At 39.2% G+C, this 22,386-nt stretch carries 27 protein-coding genes; all 27 read left to right on the top strand.

Annotated features, from left to right (window positions below; genetic code table 11):
• Positions 1 to 4: 4 nt before the first annotated feature.
• Positions 5 to 433 carry a flagellar hook assembly protein FlgD gene (gene flgD, locus ACO1DI_RS05560; protein WP_316910356.1) on the top strand — a complete coding sequence of 143 codons (429 nt, stop codon included), beginning with the start codon at positions 5 to 7 and terminating at the stop codon, positions 431 to 433.
• 25 nt (positions 434 to 458) lie between these two features.
• On the top strand, positions 459 to 1,262 hold the full coding sequence (gene flgG / locus ACO1DI_RS05555) for a flagellar basal body rod protein FlgG (RefSeq protein ID WP_028410817.1): 804 nt from the start codon (positions 459 to 461) through the stop codon (positions 1,260 to 1,262).
• Positions 1,263 to 1,297: 35 nt separating this feature from the next.
• Entirely contained in the window at positions 1,298 to 1,507 is a 210-nt protein-coding gene (locus tag ACO1DI_RS05550; RefSeq protein ID WP_025750317.1) for a flagellar FlbD family protein, read from the top strand.
• A 3-nt stretch (positions 1,508 to 1,510) separates the two neighbouring features.
• The gene (gene fliL, locus ACO1DI_RS05545; RefSeq protein WP_028411424.1) at positions 1,511 to 1,942 is read left to right on the top strand and encodes a flagellar basal body-associated protein FliL; all 432 of its coding nucleotides are present in this window, start codon (positions 1,511 to 1,513) and stop codon (positions 1,940 to 1,942) included.
• Between the two features lie 20 nt (positions 1,943 to 1,962).
• The gene (gene fliM / locus ACO1DI_RS05540) at positions 1,963 to 2,964 is read left to right on the top strand and encodes a flagellar motor switch protein FliM (RefSeq protein WP_028410819.1); all 1,002 of its coding nucleotides are present in this window, start codon (positions 1,963 to 1,965) and stop codon (positions 2,962 to 2,964) included.
• The gene (fliY, locus tag ACO1DI_RS05535; RefSeq protein WP_261763691.1) at positions 2,954 to 4,084 is read left to right on the top strand and encodes a flagellar motor switch phosphatase FliY; all 1,131 of its coding nucleotides are present in this window, start codon (positions 2,954 to 2,956) and stop codon (positions 4,082 to 4,084) included. Before fliM ends, fliY begins: the two co-directional genes overlap by 11 nt.
• Before the next feature lie 21 nt (positions 4,085 to 4,105).
• On the top strand, positions 4,106 to 4,468 hold the full coding sequence (locus ACO1DI_RS05530; protein ID WP_033579786.1) for a response regulator: 363 nt from the start codon (positions 4,106 to 4,108) through the stop codon (positions 4,466 to 4,468).
• 63 nt (positions 4,469 to 4,531) lie between these two features.
• Positions 4,532 to 5,173: a flagellar biosynthetic protein FliO gene (locus ACO1DI_RS05525; RefSeq protein ID WP_047749903.1), complete on the top strand. Its 642-nt coding sequence runs from the start codon at positions 4,532 to 4,534 to the stop codon at positions 5,171 to 5,173.
• The gene (gene fliP, locus ACO1DI_RS05520) at positions 5,166 to 5,834 is read left to right on the top strand and encodes a flagellar type III secretion system pore protein FliP (RefSeq protein ID WP_028411420.1); all 669 of its coding nucleotides are present in this window, start codon (positions 5,166 to 5,168) and stop codon (positions 5,832 to 5,834) included. The genes ACO1DI_RS05525 and fliP overlap by 8 nt, the downstream gene beginning before the upstream one ends.
• Positions 5,835 to 5,844: 10 nt before the next feature.
• A complete protein-coding gene (gene fliQ, locus ACO1DI_RS05515; RefSeq protein WP_033579787.1) occupies positions 5,845 to 6,114 on the top strand; it encodes a flagellar biosynthesis protein FliQ in 270 nt (89 codons plus the stop codon).
• A gap of 2 nt (positions 6,115 to 6,116) precedes the next feature.
• Positions 6,117 to 6,893: a flagellar biosynthetic protein FliR gene (fliR, locus tag ACO1DI_RS05510; protein WP_028411419.1), complete on the top strand. Its 777-nt coding sequence runs from the start codon at positions 6,117 to 6,119 to the stop codon at positions 6,891 to 6,893.
• A 2-nt stretch (positions 6,894 to 6,895) separates the two neighbouring features.
• Entirely contained in the window at positions 6,896 to 7,978 is a 1,083-nt protein-coding gene (gene flhB, locus ACO1DI_RS05505; RefSeq protein WP_033579789.1) for a flagellar biosynthesis protein FlhB, read from the top strand.
• A gap of 30 nt (positions 7,979 to 8,008) precedes the next feature.
• Positions 8,009 to 10,045 carry a flagellar biosynthesis protein FlhA gene (flhA, locus tag ACO1DI_RS05500; RefSeq protein ID WP_423145156.1) on the top strand — a complete coding sequence of 679 codons (2,037 nt, stop codon included), beginning with the start codon at positions 8,009 to 8,011 and terminating at the stop codon, positions 10,043 to 10,045.
• Positions 10,045 to 11,142, top strand: coding sequence for a flagellar biosynthesis protein FlhF (flhF, locus tag ACO1DI_RS05495; protein WP_423145155.1), 1,098 nt, complete (start codon positions 10,045 to 10,047; stop codon positions 11,140 to 11,142). The genes flhA and flhF overlap by 1 nt, the downstream gene beginning before the upstream one ends.
• Positions 11,135 to 12,004 carry a MinD/ParA family protein gene (locus ACO1DI_RS05490; protein ID WP_182420403.1) on the top strand — a complete coding sequence of 290 codons (870 nt, stop codon included), beginning with the start codon at positions 11,135 to 11,137 and terminating at the stop codon, positions 12,002 to 12,004. Before flhF ends, ACO1DI_RS05490 begins: the two co-directional genes overlap by 8 nt.
• A gap of 9 nt (positions 12,005 to 12,013) precedes the next feature.
• Positions 12,014 to 13,057 (top strand): protein-glutamate methylesterase/protein-glutamine glutaminase, encoded by a 1,044-nt coding sequence (locus tag ACO1DI_RS05485; RefSeq protein ID WP_014458455.1) that lies wholly within the window; start codon positions 12,014 to 12,016, stop codon positions 13,055 to 13,057.
• A gap of 14 nt (positions 13,058 to 13,071) precedes the next feature.
• Positions 13,072 to 15,051, top strand: a complete 1,980-nt coding sequence (locus ACO1DI_RS05480; RefSeq protein ID WP_423145154.1) for a chemotaxis protein CheW — start codon at positions 13,072 to 13,074, stop codon at positions 15,049 to 15,051.
• 30 nt (positions 15,052 to 15,081) lie between these two features.
• Positions 15,082 to 15,510, top strand: a complete 429-nt coding sequence (locus ACO1DI_RS05475; protein ID WP_014458457.1) for a chemotaxis protein CheW — start codon at positions 15,082 to 15,084, stop codon at positions 15,508 to 15,510.
• A 50-nt stretch (positions 15,511 to 15,560) separates the two neighbouring features.
• Complete coding sequence (locus tag ACO1DI_RS05470; RefSeq protein WP_042991924.1) at positions 15,561 to 16,055, top strand: chemotaxis protein CheD; 495 nt, start codon at positions 15,561 to 15,563, stop codon at positions 16,053 to 16,055.
• Positions 16,056 to 16,110: 55 nt separating this feature from the next.
• Entirely contained in the window at positions 16,111 to 16,872 is a 762-nt protein-coding gene (locus ACO1DI_RS05465) for a FliA/WhiG family RNA polymerase sigma factor (RefSeq protein ID WP_014458459.1), read from the top strand.
• 15 nt (positions 16,873 to 16,887) lie between these two features.
• Positions 16,888 to 17,415, top strand: a complete 528-nt coding sequence (locus ACO1DI_RS05460; RefSeq protein WP_140451697.1) for a hypothetical protein — start codon at positions 16,888 to 16,890, stop codon at positions 17,413 to 17,415.
• 158 nt (positions 17,416 to 17,573) lie between these two features.
• Positions 17,574 to 18,293, top strand: a complete 720-nt coding sequence (gene rpsB / locus ACO1DI_RS05455) for a 30S ribosomal protein S2 (protein WP_013058850.1) — start codon at positions 17,574 to 17,576, stop codon at positions 18,291 to 18,293.
• Between the two features lie 107 nt (positions 18,294 to 18,400).
• Positions 18,401 to 19,282 (top strand): translation elongation factor Ts, encoded by an 882-nt coding sequence (gene tsf, locus ACO1DI_RS05450; protein ID WP_013058849.1) that lies wholly within the window; start codon positions 18,401 to 18,403, stop codon positions 19,280 to 19,282.
• A 76-nt stretch (positions 19,283 to 19,358) separates the two neighbouring features.
• Positions 19,359 to 20,081, top strand: coding sequence for a UMP kinase (gene pyrH / locus ACO1DI_RS05445; RefSeq protein ID WP_013058848.1), 723 nt, complete (start codon positions 19,359 to 19,361; stop codon positions 20,079 to 20,081).
• A 2-nt stretch (positions 20,082 to 20,083) separates the two neighbouring features.
• Complete coding sequence (frr, locus tag ACO1DI_RS05440) at positions 20,084 to 20,641, top strand: ribosome recycling factor (RefSeq protein ID WP_013058847.1); 558 nt, start codon at positions 20,084 to 20,086, stop codon at positions 20,639 to 20,641.
• 134 nt (positions 20,642 to 20,775) lie between these two features.
• Positions 20,776 to 21,558 (top strand): isoprenyl transferase, encoded by a 783-nt coding sequence (locus ACO1DI_RS05435; RefSeq protein WP_014458462.1) that lies wholly within the window; start codon positions 20,776 to 20,778, stop codon positions 21,556 to 21,558.
• Between the two features lie 18 nt (positions 21,559 to 21,576).
• The gene (locus ACO1DI_RS05430) at positions 21,577 to 22,368 is read left to right on the top strand and encodes a phosphatidate cytidylyltransferase (RefSeq protein WP_014458463.1); all 792 of its coding nucleotides are present in this window, start codon (positions 21,577 to 21,579) and stop codon (positions 22,366 to 22,368) included.
• Positions 22,369 to 22,386: the final 18 nt, after the last annotated feature.

Here is a 22,386-nt window from a genome sequence, read left to right as displayed (position 1 = left end):
AACAATGACAAATGAAATTACGTCTGACTTGTATCTAAGTAATAGGGAAACACAAGTGAAGCAAACGGGAAACAGCTCGCTTGGCAAAGATGACTTTTTGAAGCTTTTGATTGCTCAGCTTCAAAATCAAGATCCAATGAATCCAATGGAAGACAAAGACTTTATTGCTCAAATGGCTCAGTTTTCATCTCTTGAACAAATGACAAATATGAGCACATCGCTCAATACGTTTGTAACGCAGTCTCAGGCTTCTCCTATTTTAAAAGGAAGCGAATTAATTGGTAAAACCGCTGCATGGTTAGATGAAGAAGGAAATAAAAAGCAAGGAGTCATTTCAACAGCATCCGTCAAAAACAATGAGATATCGTTTACGATCAACGATGAAAATCATACGGTACTTTCGCTGAACGATATCTTAGAAATAAGCAGTTAACCAACCAAATTTAAGGAGTGATTTTATGTTACGTTCGATGTATTCAGGAATCAGCGGCATGAAAAATTTTCAAACCAAATTAGATGTCCTAGGAAATAACATTGCCAATGTTAATACATACGGCTATAAAAAAGGACGTACAACGTTTCAAGATTTAGTAAGTCAGCAGGTAGCAGGAGCGACGGCACCGGCGGGGAACCGTGGAGGTGTTAATGCTAAACAAGTCGGGTTAGGTTCACAGATTGGCACAATTGATACAGTACAAACGGCGGGAAGCATTCAGTCAACGGGACGTCCGCTTGATTTAGCTATTTCTGGTGACGGCTATTTTGTTGTAAATGATGGAACATCAGACTATTACACAAGAGCGGGGAACTTCTATTTAGATAAAGATGGTTATCTAGTGACAGGTGATGGATTATTTGTACAGGCCACTAATGGGAAAATTAGGATTGATCCAACTACGGCTAAAAGCTATAGCATTGGGTCAAACGGAACCGTTAATATTGTTGGGCTAAATGGAAACATGCTTCCGAATCCTCAAACTATCAAACTTGCAAAGTTCGCTAACAATGAAGGACTTCAAAAAGCAGGAGGAAATTTGTTCACTAATACTCCAAATGCAGGGTTGGTTACAACTCCTGCAAACATTACTCCTGGAAACAGCGGTACAGGCACATTAATTTCAAGCGCCCTTGAAATGTCTAACGTTGATTTATCGGAGGAATTCACGGACATGATTGTTGCACAGCGCGGATTTCAAGCGAATACAAGAATTATCACAACATCCGATGAAATACTGCAAGAATTAGTGAATCTAAAACGATAGGCGGGAGGAAGGAGTAGGTATTACTCCGGTTGATTATGATCACTTTAACGAGGCTAAACGGCAAAACATTTACGTTAAATGCTCTTTACATCGAGCAGGTTGAGGCATTTCCAGATACAACTATTACGCTAACAAATAACAAAAAGCTAGTGGTAAAGGATTCAGTTGAAGAAGTGAATGAGAAAGTGACGAGTTATTATCAGCGAATTAACGTATTAGGGTTGCAGCAAACGACGGAGGAATAAAGTGTGTTCAAAAATAAGCTAATTAGTAAGATGATTATTATCCTGCTTTCTCTTACTTTAATAGGAAGCATTGCGGTTATTGTGACGTTAAAGTATACGGAGCAGGCAAGTACCGAAAAAGGTCCATCTATCGACGATGTGATTAAAGCTTCTGTGGATGTAACGGATATCAAAACCAATTTAAAAAGCAATAACTACATCAGCATCTCCTTTAAAATTCAAATGGATAGTAAAAAAGCGGCAGCAGAGCTTCAAAAAAGAGACTTTCAAGTAAGAGACATTATTATCAAACGGCTCTCCGATATGAGTGCTCAAGATTTTGAAGGAACGCAAGGGCTCAGTACGTTAGAAACAGATATTGCAAAGCAAATTGATCAATTAATGGAAAACGGACATGTTGTTAAAATTTATACAACGTCTAAAGTGTTGCAGTAAAGAAAAAGGGAGGGAAGCTAGTGGCTGGGGATGTATTATCACAAAATGAAATTGATGCCCTATTATCCGCGTTATCAACCGGAGAGATGGATGCGGATGAGTTAAAAAAGGAAAATAAAAAACAGCGTATTCGTACATATGATTTTAAACGCGCCCTGCGTTTTTCGAAAGATCAGATTCGCAGTTTGACGCGAATTCATGAAAATTATGCGCGCATGCTCATCAACGTCTTTTCGGCGCAGCTTCGTAACGTTGTACAAGTGTCCGTTGTATCAGTGGATCAAATTCCGTATGAGGAGTTCATTCGCTCTGTTCCGAAAGTAACCATCTTAAACGTGATAGCCGTCCCTCCTTTAGAAGGGCATATCATTATGGAAGTCAATCCGAACATTGCCTATGCGATGCTTGACCGCTTGCTCGGGGGACAAGGCGAGAGCGGTGGGAAAATTAGTAACTTAACGGAGATTGAAACGAGCTTGGTTCGAAACTTGTTAGAGAAAACGTTAGACAGTATGAGAGAAGCTTGGAGTTCTATTGCGGAAATTGAACCTGAAACATCAGAGTTTGAAGTGAATCCTCAGTTTTTGCAGGTAATTTCACCAAATGAAATTGTCATCGTCATTTCATTAAACGTACAAATTGGAGATGAAACGGGCATGATCAATCTATGTATTCCGCACGTGACGCTTGAGCCGATTGTGTCCAAACTGTCCGTTCATTACTGGATGCAATCTTCGAAAAAAGAACCTAACGTACAAGAGGTTGAGCAGCTAAAGGAACAAATCAATGATGCGGAATTGCAGGTTGTAGCCGAGCTAGGAAAAGCGGATATTTCCATTGAAGATTTCCTAGCATTAGATGCGGGAGATGTTATTCGACTGCAAACAAGCGTTCATAATCCGTTAACTATTTACGTCGGAGAACAACCTAAATTTATTGCACAGCCTGGAAAAGTCAGTCGGAAAGTCGCTGTGCAAATTCTAGATGATGTTAAGAGGAGGAACGAAAGGAATGAACGATGACATGCTTTCGCAAGATGAAATTGATGCGTTGTTAAAAGGAACTTCTTCACTTGACGAGTTTTCAGAGCCGAATAAGTCAAGTCAAGTAGACGATTACTTTACGGAAATGGAAAAAGACGCGCTTGGCGAAATTGGAAATATTTCGTTTGGCAGTTCAGCAACAGCGTTATCGGCTTTATTGAATCAAAAAGTCGATATTACCACACCGTTTGTATCGCTCGTGTATAAAGAAGAGCTGACGGATGAATTTCCAAATCCTCATGTCGCTGTGCAAGTTCAGTACACAGAAGGCTTTTCTGGTACGAATTTGTTAGTTATTAAACATGAAGATGCAGCTGTTATTTCAGATTTGATGCTTGGTGGAACGGGAGAGAATCCGACGGAAATCATGGATGAAATTAAGCTGAGTGCAGTGCAGGAAGCGATGAATCAAATGATGGGTTCTGCAGCGACGTCTATGTCTACGGTATTTCAAAAGAAAATTGATATCTCTCCGCCGAGCTTAGATATTTTAAATATTCAAAAAGGGGAAGGCACAGAGCTGATTCCCCAAGATGACGTCTTTGTAAAAGTCTCTTTTAATTTGAAGGTAGGCACATTAATCGATTCGAATATTATGCAGCTGTTATCGATATCTTTTGCCAAAAGTTTGGTGGAAGAGCTCTTAGTTCCAAGCGCAGAAGGTACCGCAGCTTCTATTGAAAAAGAATCAGACCTTAACGAAAAGCAAACAGAACCGCCGACAGCTGAATACATACAGCATGAAGAAACACAGCAGGCAGAACCTGTTCATGTACCAGTTGATGTTCAGCCCGCATCGTTTTCAGAGTTCGAGCACGTGTCTTCTCCTCAAGGGGATTCGCGAAATTTAGACATGCTGCTTGATATCCCGCTTCAAGTTACCGTGGAGCTTGGAAGGACTAAGCGAACGGTTCAAGAGATTTTAGCATTATCTTCTGGTGCAATCATTGAACTTGATAAACTAGCAGGCGAACCGGTAGATATCTTGATTAATAGCAAATTAATTGCAAAAGGTGAAGTGGTCGTCATTGACGAGAATTTTGGCGTTCGCGTAACTGATATTATTAGTCAAAGAGACCGTATTAACAAACTAAAGTAATGATTTTTAGGAGGAGTAGAGATGGGAAACCGAATTTTAATTGTAGATGATGCTGCATTCATGCGCATGATGATTAAAGATATTTTAACGAAAAATGGATATGAAGTAGTAGCGGAAGCGGCAGATGGCCAGCAGGCTGTGGAGTTATTTAAAGAGCATGCACCAGATCTTGTCACAATGGATATTACGATGCCTGAAATGGATGGAATTACGGCCTTAAAAGAAATTAAAAACATAAAAAGTGATGCCAAGGTGATCATGTGTTCAGCGATGGGACAGCAGGCAATGGTGATTGATGCCATTCAAGCAGGGGCAAAAGATTTTATCGTTAAGCCTTTTCAAGCAGATCGTGTATTAGAGGCAATTTCAAAAGCAATTGGATAAACAACAGATTGGCGGGGCTTTCCCGCTAATCTTACACTATGTTGAAGTAAGAGGTGGCAGACATTGCTGCGAAAGTTCGTAATTGTTGCGCTGTTAATAAGCGTATTAGCAGGATCAAATCAAATCGTCTATGCAGAAAGTGGATCTGCATCGGTAAAAGAATGTTTGGAGAAAACGGAGAAGTGTTCAGAGAGTAAGAGTACTGATTCAAAAGAAAAAACTGAACTCCAGGCGACGCCTGCGCTTTCAGCTGGAGATATCGTGAAGATGATATTCGCGTTTTTACTTGTAATTGGGCTGCTTTTTGCGCTCTTAAAATTTGTAAATAAAAAAGGAAGGCTTCTACAAAAAAATAAAGTCGTACAAAACTTGGGTGGTACAAATGTTGGAAGCAGCAAGTCTGTACAAGTAGTCAAAGTTGGAAATCAGCTTTTTGTTATTGGAGTCGGTGAAAATGTGCAGCTTCTTTCAGAAATTACAGGGCAAGAGAAACAGCAGCTGCTTACGCAGTATGAGGAACAACAGAAAAACGAGGGCGAATATAAAGTCGTACTACCGTCTTTTTTAGAAAAATTCACTTCTAAAAAAGAAGAGAAATCTAGTCATTCTTTTCAGCAGCTTTTTCAGCGAGAAATGAATGAAATGAAAATAAAAAGACAAAACGCACTGAAAGAGTTAGAAAGGAACAAAAAGAACGATGAATGAAGTGATGAATCTCTTTAACTCGAGCAGTCCTACAAATATTTCAACGTCTGTCCAGCTTTTATTGCTACTGACGGTGTTTTCGGTGGCTCCCGGAATTTTAATCATGATGACCTGCTTTACACGAATTGTCATTGTGCTTTCATTTGTACGTACGTCGCTTGGGACACAGCAAATGCCTCCTAATCAAGTATTAGTTGGTTTATCGCTGTTTTTAACATTTTTTATTATGGCACCAACTTTTTCTCAGGTAAATGAACAGGCGCTTCAGCCGCTTTTAAAAGAAAAAATCACGTTGAATCAAGCCTATAAAAAAGCAGCTGAACCAATGAAAGAATTTATGAGTGCTCATACAAGACAAAAAGATTTAGCTCTTTTTTTAGAATATGCGGATATAGATAAACCATCCTCTGTTCAAGATATTCCCTTAACTGCGCTCGTTCCAGCTTATGCGATCAGTGAGCTAAAGACGGCATTTCAAATTGGATTTATGATTTTTATTCCTTTTCTCATTATCGATATGATTATAGCAAGCGTGCTGATGTCTATGGGAATGATGATGCTTCCTCCCGTTATGATTTCGCTCCCATTTAAAATTTTACTATTTGTACTGGTTGACGGCTGGAATTTAGTTGTTAAATCATTATTAATAAGTTTTCAATAGGTGATAGACAATGAATGGAGAATTTGTCATTTCGTTAGCAGAAAAAGGCGTGTATACGATTTTAATTGTATCTGGTCCTCTATTACTGCTGGCCCTTGTAGTTGGGCTCATTATTAGTATTTTTCAAGCAACTACCCAAATTCAAGAGCAAACTCTTGCTTTTGTTCCTAAGATTGTAGCGGTCTTAGTAGGGATTGTATTTTTTGGCCCGTGGATGTTATCGAAAATGATTTCATTTACATATGAAATTTTTGCAAATCTGTATCGGTACGTAGGATAGCTATGAGTCAGTTAATCTTATCCTATCCCGCGTTTTTACTAGTACTAGTGCGGGTAACGTCTTTTTTCATCACTGTTCCGCTATTTTCATACAAAACGATTCCCGCAGTTCATAAGGTAGGTTTGTCTGCCTCGCTATCCGTCATTATTGCGACAACGATTGATTTACCCGTCGTTTCGTTAGATGCACAGTTTGTACTTTTAGTAGTAAAAGAATGTGCTGTTGGGTTGTTTATTGGTTTGACTGCGTATGTATTTATTATGGCTATTCAAATCGCCGGAGGTCTCATCGATTTTCAAATTGGGTTTGCCATTGCCAATGTAATAGACCCGCAGACAGGGGCGCAAAGTCCGATACTAGGTCAATATTTATATGTATTTGCTCTTCTATTTTTATTATCGACCAATGGGCATCATTTATTAATAGACGGCATTTATAATAGTTATTTAATTATTCCGTTAGACAAAGTAGCTTTCCCTGTGGGAAGCCAAGCATTTGCTACACACATCATAACTGTTTTTTCATCGATGTTTTTAGTAGCCGTTCAAATGTCTCTGCCTTTGGTTGGTTCATTATTTTTAGTCGATATCGCGCTTGGCATCGTCGCGAGAACGGTTCCGCAGTTAAATATTTTCGTAGTTGGATTTCCGGTGAAAATCATCGTTGCTTTTATTTTACTCATTGTAGTGATGGGGAGCATGTTTTATATGATGCAAATCATATTTGAACAAATGATAGAAGCGATGCGCGCGATGATCCGCATATTAGGAGGGGTGTAGCTTTGTTTTTAGTAAAAGTTGATTTGCAATTTTTTGCAGGAGAAAAAACGGAAAAAGCTACACCTAAAAAAAAGCAGGACTCTCGAAAAAAAGGACAGGTAGCTAAAAGTCAAGACGTTACCACTGCGCTCATTCTTTTAATGGTTTTTCTTTATTTTTTGTTTGGAGCCAAACAATTTTTACAGCAAATGATGAAGCTGTTAAGAGAAGCTTTTCAAACGTATATGCTTGAGGAAGTGACGGCAGAGCGCGTATTTGCGATGTTTAAGCATCTTCTTCCTTCAATTGCTCTTGCAGCGGGTCCTGTCATGCTCGCAGCTTTTGTTGCTGCGCTCGGAGCGAATTATATGCAGGTTGGCATTCTTTTTTCCACGGAGTCCCTTCAGCCTAAGTTAGAAAAGATTAACCCTATTAGCGGAGCCAAACGAATTTTTGCCATGAGAGCGCTGGTAGAACTAATCAAGTCAACGCTGAAAATTATGTGTATCGGAGCCGTCACGTTTTTTATCTTATGGATCCACATAGAAGATGTATTAAATTTATCTCAAAAAAGTATAGGGGACTCGCTGGTTGTTCTGTCTAAGCTTGTTTTTCAAATGGGACTTGCAGCTTCGCTTATGCTTTTATTTTTATCGCTGCTTGATTATTTGTACCAAAAGTTTGATTTCGAGAAAAATATTCGAATGTCAAAGCAAGATATCAAAGATGAGCATAAAAACATTGAAGGAGATCCTCTAATCAAATCAAAAATAAAGCAAAAGCAGCGTGAAATGGCAATGTCTCGCATGATGCAAGAAGTTCCAAAAGCAGATGTCGTCATTACAAACCCTACTCATTATGCCATTGCTTTAAAATATGATGAAGAAAAAATGGATGCTCCCTATGTTGTAGCCAGCGGCGTAGATTTTATTGCTCAAAAGATCAAAGGAATTGCCAAAAGTCATGAAATTATCATGGTAGAGAACCGCCCGCTGGCAAGAGCGCTTTTTGATCAAACCAAAGTAGGGGATGCGGTTCCAGAAGAGTTTTTTAAAGCGGTGGCTGAAATATTAGCTTACGTATACCGCATTCAAAATAAAATGTAACGTTACGCTATTGTAAGGAGAGGAAAATTAATGTCTGCAAGAGAACTGCCAGTTGTTATAGGTGTTGTACTCATTATCGTTATGCTTGTTATTCCGTTGCCTTCATGGTTATTAAGTATTTTAATCATGATTAACATTTCTCTTGCGCTGCTTGTACTGCTCGTTTCCATGAATATGAAAGAACCTTTAGAGCTATCGGTGTTTCCGTCTTTGCTGCTGGTTCTTACGCTGTTTCGATTAGGTTTGAACGTATCGACAACCCGTTCAATTTTAGGAACAGGAGAAGCAGGCGGAGTAGTGGAAACATTTGGCCACTTCGTGATTGGTGGAAATCCGTTAGTGGGGTTTGTTGTCTTTATTATTTTAATTATCATTCAGTTTCTCGTTATTACAAAAGGAGCGGAGCGTGTTTCTGAAGTAGCCGCACGTTTTACCTTGGATGCGATGCCAGGGAAACAAATGAGCATTGATGCAGATTTAAATGCAGGTATGATTTCAGAAAAACAAGCAATTGACCGCCGTGAAAAAATTCAGCGCGAAGCAGATTTTTACGGAGCAATGGATGGAGCTAGTAAATTTGTCAAAGGTGATGCCATTGCAGGGATTGTCATTACCCTTATTAACATCTTGTTTGGAATTATTATCGGCATGCTGCAAATGGGAATGTCCATCACTGAAGCATCCCAAACGTTTACTTTGTTAACGGTAGGAGATGGATTAGTGAGTCAAATTCCAGCCCTCATGATTTCAACAGCGACGGGAATTATCGTCACGAGAGCTGCTTCAACAGGCAATTTGAGCGAAGATATTACACGGCAGCTGTTTGCTTTTCCCGTTATGCTTTATGTAACTGGAGGAACAATTGCCGCTCTTGGTTTGATTACGCCAATTAATGATGTCATTACAATGCCTATTGCTATTTTATTAGGGGTGGGAGGCTATTATTTGTCTCAGGCTAAAAATCAGGCGGTTCGTGAAGAAATGGCCCCTACTGAAGAAGAGCTAGAAGACAATGAAATGAAAAGTCCAGAGAGTGTTGTCAATCTATTAAGCGTTGATCCGATTGAATTTGAATTTGGGTATGCATTAATTCCGCTTGCTGATACGAATCAAGGAGGCGATTTGCTAGATCGAATTGTTATGATTAGGCGCCAGCTGGCACTTGAGCTAGGATTAGTCATTCCAGTTGTTCGTATCAGAGATAACATTCAGCTTCAGCCCAACGAATACTGTCTTAAAATAAAGGGCAATGAAGTGGCGAAAGGGGAGCTGCTGCTCGATCACTACTTAGCAATCAGTCCCGGAATGGATGATGAGTTGATTGAAGGAATTGATACGTTAGAACCAGCTTTTAAAATGCCTGCGAAATGGATTAGCGAGTCGGTGAAGGAGCAGGCTGAGATGTTTGGGTATACCGTTGTGGACCCACCGTCGGTTGTGTCTACGCACATAACAGAAGTTATAAAATCGTATGCGCATGAGCTGATTGGAAGGCAGGAGACAAAGCAACTAATTGATCATACAAAAGAAACGTATCCTATTTTAATTGAGGAAGTAACGCCTAATCCGCTTTCCGTTGGAGACATTCAAAGGGTACTGGCAAAACTTTTAAAAGAGAGCGTCTCAATTCGAAATTTACCCATTATTTTTGAGGTGCTGGCCGACTACGGAAAAATGACGTCAGACACCGATTTGTTAACTGAATATGTCAGGCAAGGACTTGCAAGGCAAATTACCAGTCAATATACGGTCCAAGAAGGTCTGCTTCGAGTTCTTACCCTTTCAGGAAAAGTTGAAAAAACGATGGCGGAAGCTGTTCAACAAACGGAGCATGGGAACTATTTATCACTAGACCCTAACGTTTCACAAGCTATTGTGGAAAGTATAGCTAAGCAAATAGAAACACTTTCTTTTCAAGAACAGTCTCCAATTGTGTTATGTTCTCCTGCGGTGAGGATGTACGTGCGTCAAATCACTGAGCGGTATTTTCCCCATATGGCGGTTTTATCATATAACGAGCTAGAAACAAATGTTGAAGTTCAAAGTGTTGGAGTGGTGGATATCTGATGAAAGTAAAAAAATACGTAGTAGCATCTATGCCGCAAGCTATGAAAGCCATTCGTTCAGATTTAGGTGAGGAAGCGGTTATTTTACATTCAAAACAAATTCGAACAGGAGGATTTCTTGGCTTATTTACTAAGGCAAAAATAGAAGTATTGGCAGCTGTCGATTCCGTAGAAAAGCTGAGCGTAAAGAAGAACTCATCGCCGCCAGAACCCGGTATGGAAGATAATCAATCTTTTATGAAGCAGCAGCTCAGTGAGTTAAGTACTCTTGTCTCACAAATGAATCAAATGCCAAAGGTTTCCTCAAGTTCATATCCAAAAGCAGTGGAGGGTGTGCTTGCCTATTTGCGTTTGCAAGAAATAGACGAAGCTATTTTAAAAAGCGTAGAGGCTCCTATGCTAGAGTACTACTACTTACATCGCCCTAACTCAAACCAACTGATGGAGTGGACGAAGAGCTGGTTTGTCAATCAGTTTAAAGCAAACGAATGGAGCGGTCCTTTCAAAAAATATGTAAGTGTAGTAGGACCAACAGGTGTCGGTAAAACAACAACTCTCGCTAAATTGGCCGCAAAGTGTGTCCTGGAACACAATCAAAAAATAGCATTTATCACAACTGACACGTATAGAATTTCAGCGATCGAGCAGCTCAAGACGTACGCTTCGATCTTGAATGCTCCTTTAACGATTTGTTATAACGGAGAAGATTTTAAAAAAGCTTTGCTAGAAACAGAAGCGTACGATGCGATTTTTATTGACACAGCAGGCCGTAACTTTTTGGCACAGCAATATGTACATGATTTAAAGAAAATTATTACGTTTCAAGAAAATTTGCAAACGTTTCTTGTGTTAGCACTAACGTCAAAAGTATCAGATATGAAAGCTGTATATGAACGTTTTGCTAGTCTGCCTATTGATCACTTGATTTTTACGAAGCGAGATGAAACAACGCGGAAAGGATCGCTTTTAAATATGCTGTATCATTACGGCCAGAAGGCTGCTTTTACAACAAATGGGCAGGATGTACCGGAAGATATTTCGCCTTTTACAATAGAAATGTTTATTGACGATGTGTTTGGAGATTGGAAAGATGAATGATCAAGCAGCAGTTTTAAGAGAAAAAGTGTTAAAGAAGCATCAAAACTCTTTCAGGAATTGTAAAACACTAGCCGTGTTAAGCGGAAAAGGAGGAGTTGGAAAGTCGAATCTATCATTAAACTTATCTCTTGCACTAACGAAGCAAAAGCAAAGAGTTCTTCTTTTTGACATGGATATAGGGATGGGAAATATTGATATTCTGATTGGTCAAACTGCTTCATATACGATGGTTGATTTGCTGGAAAAAAAGCTTTCCATCCAGCAAATTATTAAAAAAGGCCCTCAAAACTTAGCTTATGTGGCGGGAGGAACAGGGATTTCATCCGTATTTGAATGGTCTCCTTCAGAGCTTGGTTATCTAATAGAAGAGTTGAGTACTTTAACAAATCAGTATGATTATATGATTTTTGATATGGGAGCAGGCATGTCAGAAAGTGTCCTTAGGTTTTTAAAAGCTGTAGACGAAATGATTGTGGTCACAACACCAGAACCTACAGCTATAACAGATGCCTACGCTGCTATTAAACTAGCAGCTTCCTACTCTGTATCCGCACCGATTCATCTTATTATCAATAAAACGCTTTCCGAAAAAGAAGGAAATCAGACGTATGAACGATTTAATCGAGCTGTTCAGCAGTTTTTGAACGTATCTATTTCTCTATTAGGTATTGTCCCAGATGATCAAGCTGTCCAAAAGGCAGTTAATCGTCAAATCCCTTTTTTGCTTCAAGACCCAAAATCTAAAGCTAGTACATCACTGGTGGATATGGTAAATATTCTTGTTCCACAAGACGATAGGACAGCCACTAACACACAAGGAATGTTTATTCGGCGCCTTAAACGATTTTTTCTTGAAAGGTAGGAAAGTAGAGTGAATGAAATAAAGGTGCTTATTGTAGATGATTCTGCATTTATGCGAAAGCTGATTGGCGATTTTTTAGCAGGCGACAATCGGTTTCACGTTGTGGGTACAGCACGCAACGGTGAAGAAGGATTAAAAAAAGCAATCGAGCTATCCCCAGACATTGTGACACTTGATATTGAAATGCCCAAAATGAATGGCTTAGATATGTTAAAACAGCTCATGCGCGTGAAGCCCCTTCCTGTTGTCATGTTATCGAGTACAACAATAGAAGGTGCTGAAAATACGCTGACCGCTATGCAGTACGGCGCAGTTGATTTTGTTGCTAAACCTTCGGGAGCTATTTCGCTGGACTTACATAAAGTGAAAGATGAGCTTATCTCTAAACTATTGCTTGCTAGTAAAGCCAACATATCTTCAAGCAGTCATCAGCACGCGCAAAACAGCAGTGTATATAACCTCCCGATGGGGACGAAAGTGAACAAAATGATTTGTATTGGCACTTCTACTGGAGGACCGCGTGCACTGCAAGAAGTATTATCAACTGTTTCAAAAGACATAAACGCACCTATTTTTATTGTGCAGCATATGCCGCCAAATTTTACAAAATCATTAGCAGCTAGATTAAATCAGCTGTCTGATATTGAAGTGAAAGAAGCAAAAGACAATGAAATCGTTCGCTCAGGATGTGCGTATATTGCGCCTGGAGGTTTTCATATGACGGTTGTAGAGAAAAAAGGACAGCTCAGCATTTGTTTAGATACTTCTTCACCTGTAAAGGGACATCGCCCCTCAGTGGATCGCTTGTTTCAGTCGATTAGTAAAATTTCAGGTTATCAAAAACTTGCTATTGTATTGACGGGAATGGGAGCGGATGGAACGGAAGGGGTTATTGATTTAAAGAAAAATAAAGACGCGCTTATATTAGCTGAATCTGAGGAAACTGCTGTCATTTATGGGATGCCCAAATCAGTTGTTTCTACAAAACTGGTTGATTATATTGAACCACTGCGAAACGTTGGAAGCTTTATTTCTCGCTACGCACAGAAATAGGAGGGAAACTTATAATGGATATGAATCAATATCTAGAAGTGTTTATTGAGGAAAGCAAAGAACATCTACAAAACGTTAATGATCAGCTAATGCTTTTTGAAAAAAATACCGATGATCTTGGCTATGTAAATGAAATTTTTCGGTCTGCTCATACGTTAAAAGGTATGTCTGCAACAATGGGATTTGATGATTTAGCACAATTAACTCACAAAATGGAAAACGTGTTAGATGCTGTTCGAAATCACCAACTCGACGTTCATACGGAAGTTCTTGATGCTTTGTTTGAATCAGTCGATGCGCTAGAAATAATGGTTCAATCTATTTCTGAAGGCGGCGATGGTCAGCTTGATGTCAAATTGCTTGTTCAAAAGCTGCAGCGTATTGTAGCAGAGGAACCCGTAGCACAGCATGCAGCTTCTTCCATTGAGTACGATGAATTAGTACAAACGCTGCTCAGCCAAACAGCAGACCAAGGGTTTAACGCGTTTGAAATAACCGTACAGCTTGAACGCACCTGCTTATTAAAAGCTGCACGCGCTTATATGGTATTTGATGTGTTAGAGCAAGCAGGAGACGTCATTAAGTCAGCGCCAACTGTTCAAGATATCGAACAAGAAAAATTTGAATCATCTTTTATCGTTATATTAGTAACAAACGAATCGCAAGAAAAGCTGCAGGCGAGCATTATGGAAGTTTCTGAAGTAGAAAGTGTGAAAATTGCTGCGGTCCCCGTAAAAAAGGAAACAAAAATGGAGGAGCTTGTTTCACCAGAAGTAGCAGCAGCCATACAGGAAGTTACTGTGTTAGAACCTTCTAAATCGCCTGTTGAAGAGAAAAGACAGCCCTCAAATAACAAGACGATTCGAGTTAATATTGACCGTTTGGACAGCCTCATGAACTTGTTTGAAGAACTAGTTATTGATAGAGGAAGGTTAGAACAAATATCAAAAGAATTGAATAATAGCGAATTAGACGAAACGGTAGAGCGGATGTCTCGTATTTCTGGAGATTTGCAAACGATTATTTTAAATATGCGTATGGTGCCTGTAGAAACCGTTTTTAATCGGTTTCCCCGTATGGTGAGACAGCTTTCAAAAGATTTAGGGAAACAAATTGAACTTCAAATTGTCGGAGCTGATACAGAGTTGGACCGGACCGTCATTGATGAAATTGGAGATCCGCTTGTTCACTTATTAAGAAATGCCGTTGACCACGGAATTGAAATGCCTCAAGCACGCTTAAAGAACGGAAAGAATGAAAAGGGAACGATTCGCCTTAAAGCTTATCATAGCGGAAATCATGTCTTTATTGATTTAGAAGATGACGGGGCGGGCATCAATCGTGAAAAGGTACTGCAAAAAGCGTTAGATCGAGGAATTATCGATGGGAAAACTGCTGAAACGCTGACGGATAAACAAGTGTACGAGCTCATTTTCGCTTCGGGCTTTTCGACGGCTGAACAAATTTCAGATGTTTCCGGACGAGGAGTAGGTCTAGATGTCGTGAAAAACACGATTGAATCGCTAGGGGGTTCTGTAACGATCGATTCTAACGAAGGATACGGTTCGCGTTTTTCTATTCAACTGCCGCTCACTCTGTCTATCATTTCTGCTTTACTCGTGCAAATGAGTGAAGAGCGCTATGCCTTACCGCTTTCTTCGATTATTGAAACAGCTATTGTTCAGCCGAAAGAGGTCATGCATGTACATGGTCAAAAGGTTATTGACTTTCGAGGAGCCATTATTCCTCTTATTGATTTAAAAGAACTATTTACTGTGCCTAACTCGGTACAAAGAGATCATTATTCCGTCGTTATTGTGAAAAAAGGAGAAAAGACCGCCGGGCTAATTGTTGATTCTTTTATCGGTCAGCAGGAAATCGTTTTAAAATCTTTAGGTCATTATCTGCCGGGTGTATTTGCTATTTCAGGAGCCACGATTTTAGGCGATGGACAAGTAGCACTTATCATTGATTGCAACGCTTTGATCAAATAACAAATGCTGTAAAAAGAAAGGGAGAAAGGCATGAAAATTATTGTGTTTCAATTGGGGGACGAGGAGTACGGAATTTCAGTAGAAGAAGTGCAATCGATTGAAAAGATTCAGCACATAACACGCGTTCCTGGAGTAAAAGAATATGTAAAAGGTGTTATTAATCTTCGCGGTGTTATTACACCGATTATTGATTTGCGCACTCGTTTTAACTTGCAAGAACAGCTTAACCATGAGCTGACACGTATTATTATGGTTCGTCTTAATGATGTAGAAGCAGGTTTGATTGTCGATGCGGCAAATGATGTAGTAGACATTGATGAAAAAACGATTGCTTCAGTGCCTGAAACAGTTGAAGGAACAGCTGTAGAATACTTAAACGGAGTTGTTAAAGTAGATAGCCGTTTAATTGTTCTTCTAAATTTACCTAAAGTTCTCTCTTTAGAAGACCACCTCCAGTGAGCCAAACGAATAATGGATATCACGCTGAAGGTTCTAGGAGTTGAAGAATCGTGAGAGATGATAAACAAGTGATTAAGGTAGGAATTGCCGAGATGAATGTTACACATGCACCCGCAGTGCTTCGAACAGCGGGATTAGGATCATGTGTAGGAGTTGTCGTTTATGACTCTGTTCACTCGGTAGCTGGGCTCGCTCATGTAATGCTTCCGGATTCAAGCGGGGCCAAATGTCCTTTTAATAGAGCTAAATATGCAGATACAGCCATTTTTGACTTGATAAATATGTTGATTAAACAAGGCGCACATAGAAAATTGTTGAAAGCAAAAATAGCAGGAGGCGCGCAGATGTTTCAATTTGAACCAAGAAATGATGTCATGCGAATTGGCCTTCGAAATGTTCAAGCAGTAGAGAAAGAGCTGCATAGAAACAGTGTAGAAATTGCAGCAAAAGCTATAGGAGGACACAACGGACGCACAATTGAATTTGATCCTCAAACGGCTATTTTAAAGGTTCGCACGATTAACGAAGGGATAAAAACGATATAAAGCGTGCCCTGACCGTTACCGTTTAATAGCGCTATAAAAAGGAGTTGAAAGACCCTTGAAAAGTATACAAGAAGTTGAAGAACATAAAATTTGGCAGGAATGGATAGAGACGAGAGACTCACATGCGGGAAACATGCTTGTGAAAAAGTATATGCCGCTTGTTAACTATCATGTTCAGCGGATTAGTGTAGGGCTGCCTAAAAATATTCATAAAGAAGAGCTTCGTAGTTTAGGGTTAGTCGGCCTTTACGATGCGTTGGAAAAGTTTGATTACGGTAGAGACTTGAAGTTTGATACATATGCGTCTTTTCGAATTCGAGGGGCGATAATAGATGGACTTCGTAAAGAAGATTGGCTATCAAGAAGCGCAAGGGAAAAGACGAAAAGAATTGAGCAAGCAACGGAAGCACTTGAACAAAGATACTTGCGTAGAGTTGCACCAAGTGAAGTTGCAAAAGAAGTAGGCATGACAGAAGCAGATGTCGTTCATACGATGAATGAAGGCTTCTTAGCTAACGTTTTGTCAATGGAAGAACAGCCAAAAGAGTATGAAGATGGAGAACAAAAATATACGATTAAAGATGAAAAAATGCTCTCTCCTGAAGAGGAGCTAATTAACGATGAACGATATCAAGAGCTTGCTGAAGTTATCGAGCAGCTAAATGAGAAAGAACAGCTCGTTGTTTCATTATTCTATAAAGAAGAGCTGACTTTCACAGAGATCGCACAGCTGTTAGGGCTATCTACTTCACGTATTTCTCAAATTCATTCGAAAGCGCTGTTTAAAATGCGTACGAGTTTAAGTAAAATAATTTAGCAAAGAGGTAAAAGAATGGGGTTTTTACTCACAGTTAGTTTTTTAATTCATGGTCTATCACTGTTTTGCATTATTCTTTTATATATGCAAGTGACCAAAGTGAAAAGAATTGAACGCTTGCACCAGCAAAATATCAATAAAATGGAAGCTGCGATGAGCTCCTATCTCGCTGAATTTCAGGAACAAAACGAGCAGTTTTTAAGTCAGCTTCGAGAGCGTTCCACTTCGCTTTCTTCGGAAGTAGAAAAAAGCAGCGTAAAATCACCTTTGGTAGATGAAGAAGACATGCTTGTTCAAAGGGTAGATCTAAAAAGTGAGCCTTCCCAGTCGCTGCATGAACTTCTTTCTATAGAAGAAAATCAGAAACATATACGCACATCTTTTGACGAATTAACTACAGACCAAATTCAAGATTTGTCAGGTGAAGAGATAAAAGAATTTTCCGTTTATTTAAAAAGAAAAGGTTTAACAATTGAAGAAATTGCAAAACATTTACACAGAGGGAAAACTGAAATCGAATTATTATTGAAATTTCATCAATAAACTTAATGAAACGCTTGCTTGTGAAAAAGGAGTGTGCTATATTTGTTTTTGGTGTTATTACACACGCTTGTTGATTCGGTTGATGGTGCTACTTTTTGTAGTTTCGGCTGAAGATGAAATAAGCGGAGGAGACTTAAAACCATTAGGAGGAAAAACACATGTCAGTAATTTCAATGAAACAATTACTAGAAGCTGGTGTACATTTCGGTCACCAAACTCGCCGTTGGAACCCAAAGATGAAGAAATACATCTTCACTGAGCGTAACGGCATCTACATTATCGATCTTCAAAAAACAGTTAAGAAAGTAGAAGAAGCGTACAAATTCGTTAAAGAATTAGCTGCAGACGGCGGTACTGTTTTATTCGTAGGTACGAAAAAACAAGCTCAAGATTCTGTTAAAGAAGAAGCAGCTCGCGCTGGTATGTACTTTGTTAACCAACGTTGGTTAGGTGGTACATTAACTAACTTCTCAACTATCCAAAAACGTATCAAACGTTTAAAAGATATCGAAAAAATGCAAGAAGACGGTACTTTTGAAGTACTACCTAAGAAAGAAGTAGTTCAACTTAAAAAAGAGTTAGAGCGTCTTGAAAAATTCTTAGGCGGCATTAAAGATATGAAACAACTTCCAGATGCATTATTCATCATTGACCCTCGTAAAGAGCGTATTGCAGTAGCGGAAGCTAAAAAATTACACATTCCAATCGTTGGTATCGTAGACACTAACTGTGATCCAGACGAAATTGATTATGTAATCCCTGCAAACGATGATGCAATTCGTGCTGTTAAACTTTTAACTTCTAAAGTTGCTGATGCTATTCTAGAAGCTAAACAAGGTGAAGAAACAGCAGTTGAAACTGAAACAACTACTGCTTAATTCCGTGAAAGGTGATAAGAGGGAATAGCCTTTTATCACCTTTTTTTGAAAAGATTTAACCCATTTATATACATTAATTACATACCCAAACAAGGAGGCTACACATTATGGCAATTACTGCTCAAATGGTAAAAGAATTACGTGAAAAAACTGGCGCTGGTATGATGGATTGTAAAAAAGCGTTAACTGAAACTAACGGTGATATGGAGCAAGCAATTGATTTCTTACGTGAAAAAGGTATTGCAAAAGCTGCTAAAAAATCAGACCGTATTGCTGCTGAAGGTCTAACTTACATCGAAACTCAAGGTAACGAAGCTGTTATCTTAGAAGTTAACTCTGAAACTGATTTCGTTGCGAAAAACGAAGGTTTCCAAAAGTTAACAAAAGAATTAGCTGCTCACATCTTAGCTAACAAACCAGCTGACGCTGCTGAAGCTGCTACTCAAAAAATGGAAAACGGTGCAACTGTTGAAGAACACATCAACTCTGCAATCGCTACAATCGGAGAAAAATTATCTCTACGTCGTTTCGCTGTAGCAACAAAAACTGATGCTGATGCATTCGGTGCTTACCTACATGCTGGCGGACGTATCGGTGTGTTAACAGTATTATCTGGTACAACTGAAGAAGCTGTTGCAAAAGACGTTGCTATGCACATTGCTGCAATCAACCCTAAATACATCTCTCGTGATCAAGTTTCTGCTGAAGAAACTGAGCGCGAGCGCGAAGTATTAACTCAACAAGCATTAAACGAAGGCAAACCAGAAAAAATCGTTGCAAAAATGGTTGAAGGTCGCCTTGGCAAATTCTTCGAAGATATTTGCTTACTAGATCAAACATTTGTTAAAAATCCTGATCAAAAAGTACGTCAGTTCGTTGAGAGCAAAGGCGCTACTGTTGAAAGCTTCGTTCGTTTTGAAGTAGGAGAAGGTATTGAGAAACGTCAAGACAACTTCGCTGAAGAAGTAATGAACCAAGTTAAAAAGTAAGGGTTTGACCGTATAGGGAACACTGTGTGTTCCCTTTTTTACAAAAGAGATCTCACCGTTAACGATGGAGGTAAGCATGAGTCAAGCAAAATATAATCGTATCGTATTAAAGTTAAGTGGAGAAGCATTAGCTGGTGAAGAGGGTTTTGGTATTAACCCATCCATCATCAAATCTGTTGCTGAACAAGTAAAAGCCGTTTATGAATTAGGTGTGGAAATTGCTGTAGTCGTTGGTGGTGGAAACATTTGGCGTGGTAAAATTGGCAGTGAAATGGGTATGGATCGTGCCGCTGCTGATTATATGGGAATGCTAGCAACAGTAATGAACTCTTTGGCTCTCCAAGATAGCTTAGAGAACATTGGTGTGCAAACACGAGTTCAGACTTCTATCGAGATGAGACAAGTAGCAGAGCCTTATATTAGAAGAAAAGCTGTTCGTCATCTTGAGAAAAAACGCGTTGTTATTTTCGCCGCGGGTACAGGAAACCCTTATTTCTCTACAGATACAACAGCAGCTTTGCGCGCAGCTGAAATCGAAGCTGACGTTATCTTAATGGCTAAAAACAACGTAGATGGCGTTTATAATGCAGATCCTAAGCTTGTACCTGATGCTGTAAAATACGAAACATTAACGTATATTGATGTTTTAAAAGATGGACTAGCTGTTATGGATTCTACAGCTTCTTCATTATGTATGGACAATGATATTCCGCTAATTGTTTTTTCAATTACGGAAGAAGGCAATATTAAACGTGCCGTTACAGGCGAAAACATTGGAACAATTGTAAAGGGGAAATAAACATGCCAAAACAAGTGTTGCAAAACGCAAAAGAAAGAATGGAAAAAGCAATTCAATCATTTAGCCGCGAACTAGCATCAATTCGTGCTGGACGTGCAAGCGCGTCACTTCTTGACCGCGTAACGGTAGAATACTACGGTGCACCAACACCAATTAACCAATTGGCGCAAGTAAGCGTGCCTGAAGCTCGTATGCTTGTTATTCAGCCTTATGACAAATCACAAATTGGTGAAGTTGAAAAAGCTATTTTAAAATCTGACTTAGGGTTAACACCTACAAGCGATGGAACTATTATCCGTTTATCGATTCCTGCTTTAACGGAAGAACGTCGTCGTGAGTTAGTGAAAATGGTGAAAAAATATGCTGAAGAAGCAAAAGTTGCGGTTCGTAACGTACGCCGTGATGCAAATGATGATTTCAAAAAGTTAGAGAAAAAAGGTGAAATTACTGAAGACGATTTACGCGGCTACAGTGATGACATTCAAAAACTAACGGATGATCATATCGTAAAAGTGGATAAAGTGGCGAAAGATAAAGAAGAAGAAATTATGGCAGTTTAAGTCATTTCAAGGTAAAATATATTGTAAAAGACCCTCTATTGTTTACAGGGGGTTTTTTTGTTAATAATGTGTAGTAAGAAAAAACTCACATAAGCCACACGTTTATGTGAGAGCGTACAACGGGGGACCTTTGCATGTTAAGAAAATTTCAAGCATGGAAGAAAAGTCAAGATTTAAATACACTGTCTTTGTCAGAACGAAAAGATCAAGTGAAACAGCACCCTGTTCCTGAACATATTGCAATTATTATGGATGGGAACGGTCGTTGGGCGCAAAAACGAGCTCTTCCTCGCATGATGGGCCATCATGAAGGAATGAAGGTAGTGCGTCATGTGACCAGATTGGCCAATGAATTAGGTGTTAAAGTATTAACTTTATATGCATTTTCCACTGAAAATTGGAAGCGCCCCAAAACTGAAGTCGAGTTTTTAATGAAACTGCCAGAGGAATTTTTAACAACCTTTCTGCCTGAGCTAATTGAAAAAAATGTGCAAGTTCGTATTATGGGGGATAAAAGTGAGCTCCCTGCCCATACGATTCGAGCCGTGGATAACGCAATTGAAAAAACAAAGGATAACACAGGGCTGATTTTAAACTTCGCGCTTAATTATGGTAGCCGTCACGAAATCATGGGCGCTATTCAGTCATTGGTAGAAGATGTAGAACAGGGAAAAGTAGCTTCCTCTTCTATTTCAGAAAATTTATTTTCTTCCTATTTAATGAGCAAAAGCCTTCCAGATCCGGATTTGCTTATTCGTACAAGCGGTGAGCTTCGCTTAAGTAATTTTATGCTTTGGCAGCTAGCTTACACAGAGTTTTGGTTTACAGAAGTATTATGGCCAGATTTTAAAGAAAATCATTTAATCGAAGCAGTCGAGGCGTTTCAAAAGCGCGGACGCCGCTTTGGTGGTGTATAAGAAGGTGTGGAAAACAAGATGAAACAGCGCATTATCACCGCGATTGTAGCACTTGCGGTATTTGTGCCGATTGTTTTAATTGGAGGGTTACCTTTTACCCTTATTATGTATGTAATCGGAACAGTTGGTGTAATTGAGCTTTTAAAAATGAAACATTTGAAAGCAATGTCTTTTCCAAGTATCATTAGTTTATTGCTAACTTGGGTGTTTTTACTACCAAATGGAAGAGATGTTGCATTTCAATTCTTAAGTGAACATAAGATAGAAGTAGCGCTTGCTGCTGTCCTTCTTTTATTAATGTACACGGTTGTAGTTAAAAATAAATTTACCTTCGATGACGTTGGGTTTATTTTATTAACGACAGTATATGTTGGCTTTGGCTTTCATTATTTTATCGAGGTTCGTCAAGAGTTCGGGTTAGCTTATTTGTTCTTTGCTTTTCTTATTATTTGGGCGACGGATTCCGGAGCTTATTTTATTGGACGAGCAATGGGGAAACGAAAGCTATGGCCGGAAATCAGTCCCAATAAAACAATTGAAGGTTTTGTTGGTGGCGTCGTATGCGCTATTGTAGTAGCCATTGTATTTAAGCTGTTAGCAAATATTGATCAAACTATGATTGAACTACTTGTAATTGGTATTATCGTATCGTTATTTGGCCAGATGGGTGATCTTGTACAATCAGCGTTCAAACGTCACTATGGCGTAAAAGATTCAGGGAAGATTTTACCCGGTCATGGTGGGATTTTAGACCGTTTTGACAGTTTGATGTTCATCATGCCAATTTTAGCTTTTTTATTATCTCTATAAAAAAGATGTCTTTGTTTT

It is taken from the genome of Priestia sp. 40 (genome assembly GCF_049368575.1).
GTDB lineage: Bacteria > Bacillota > Bacilli > Bacillales > Bacillaceae_H > Priestia > Priestia zanthoxyli.
Note: the sequence above shows the minus strand (reverse complement) of the source record. Positions and strands in the feature narration are given on the sequence as shown.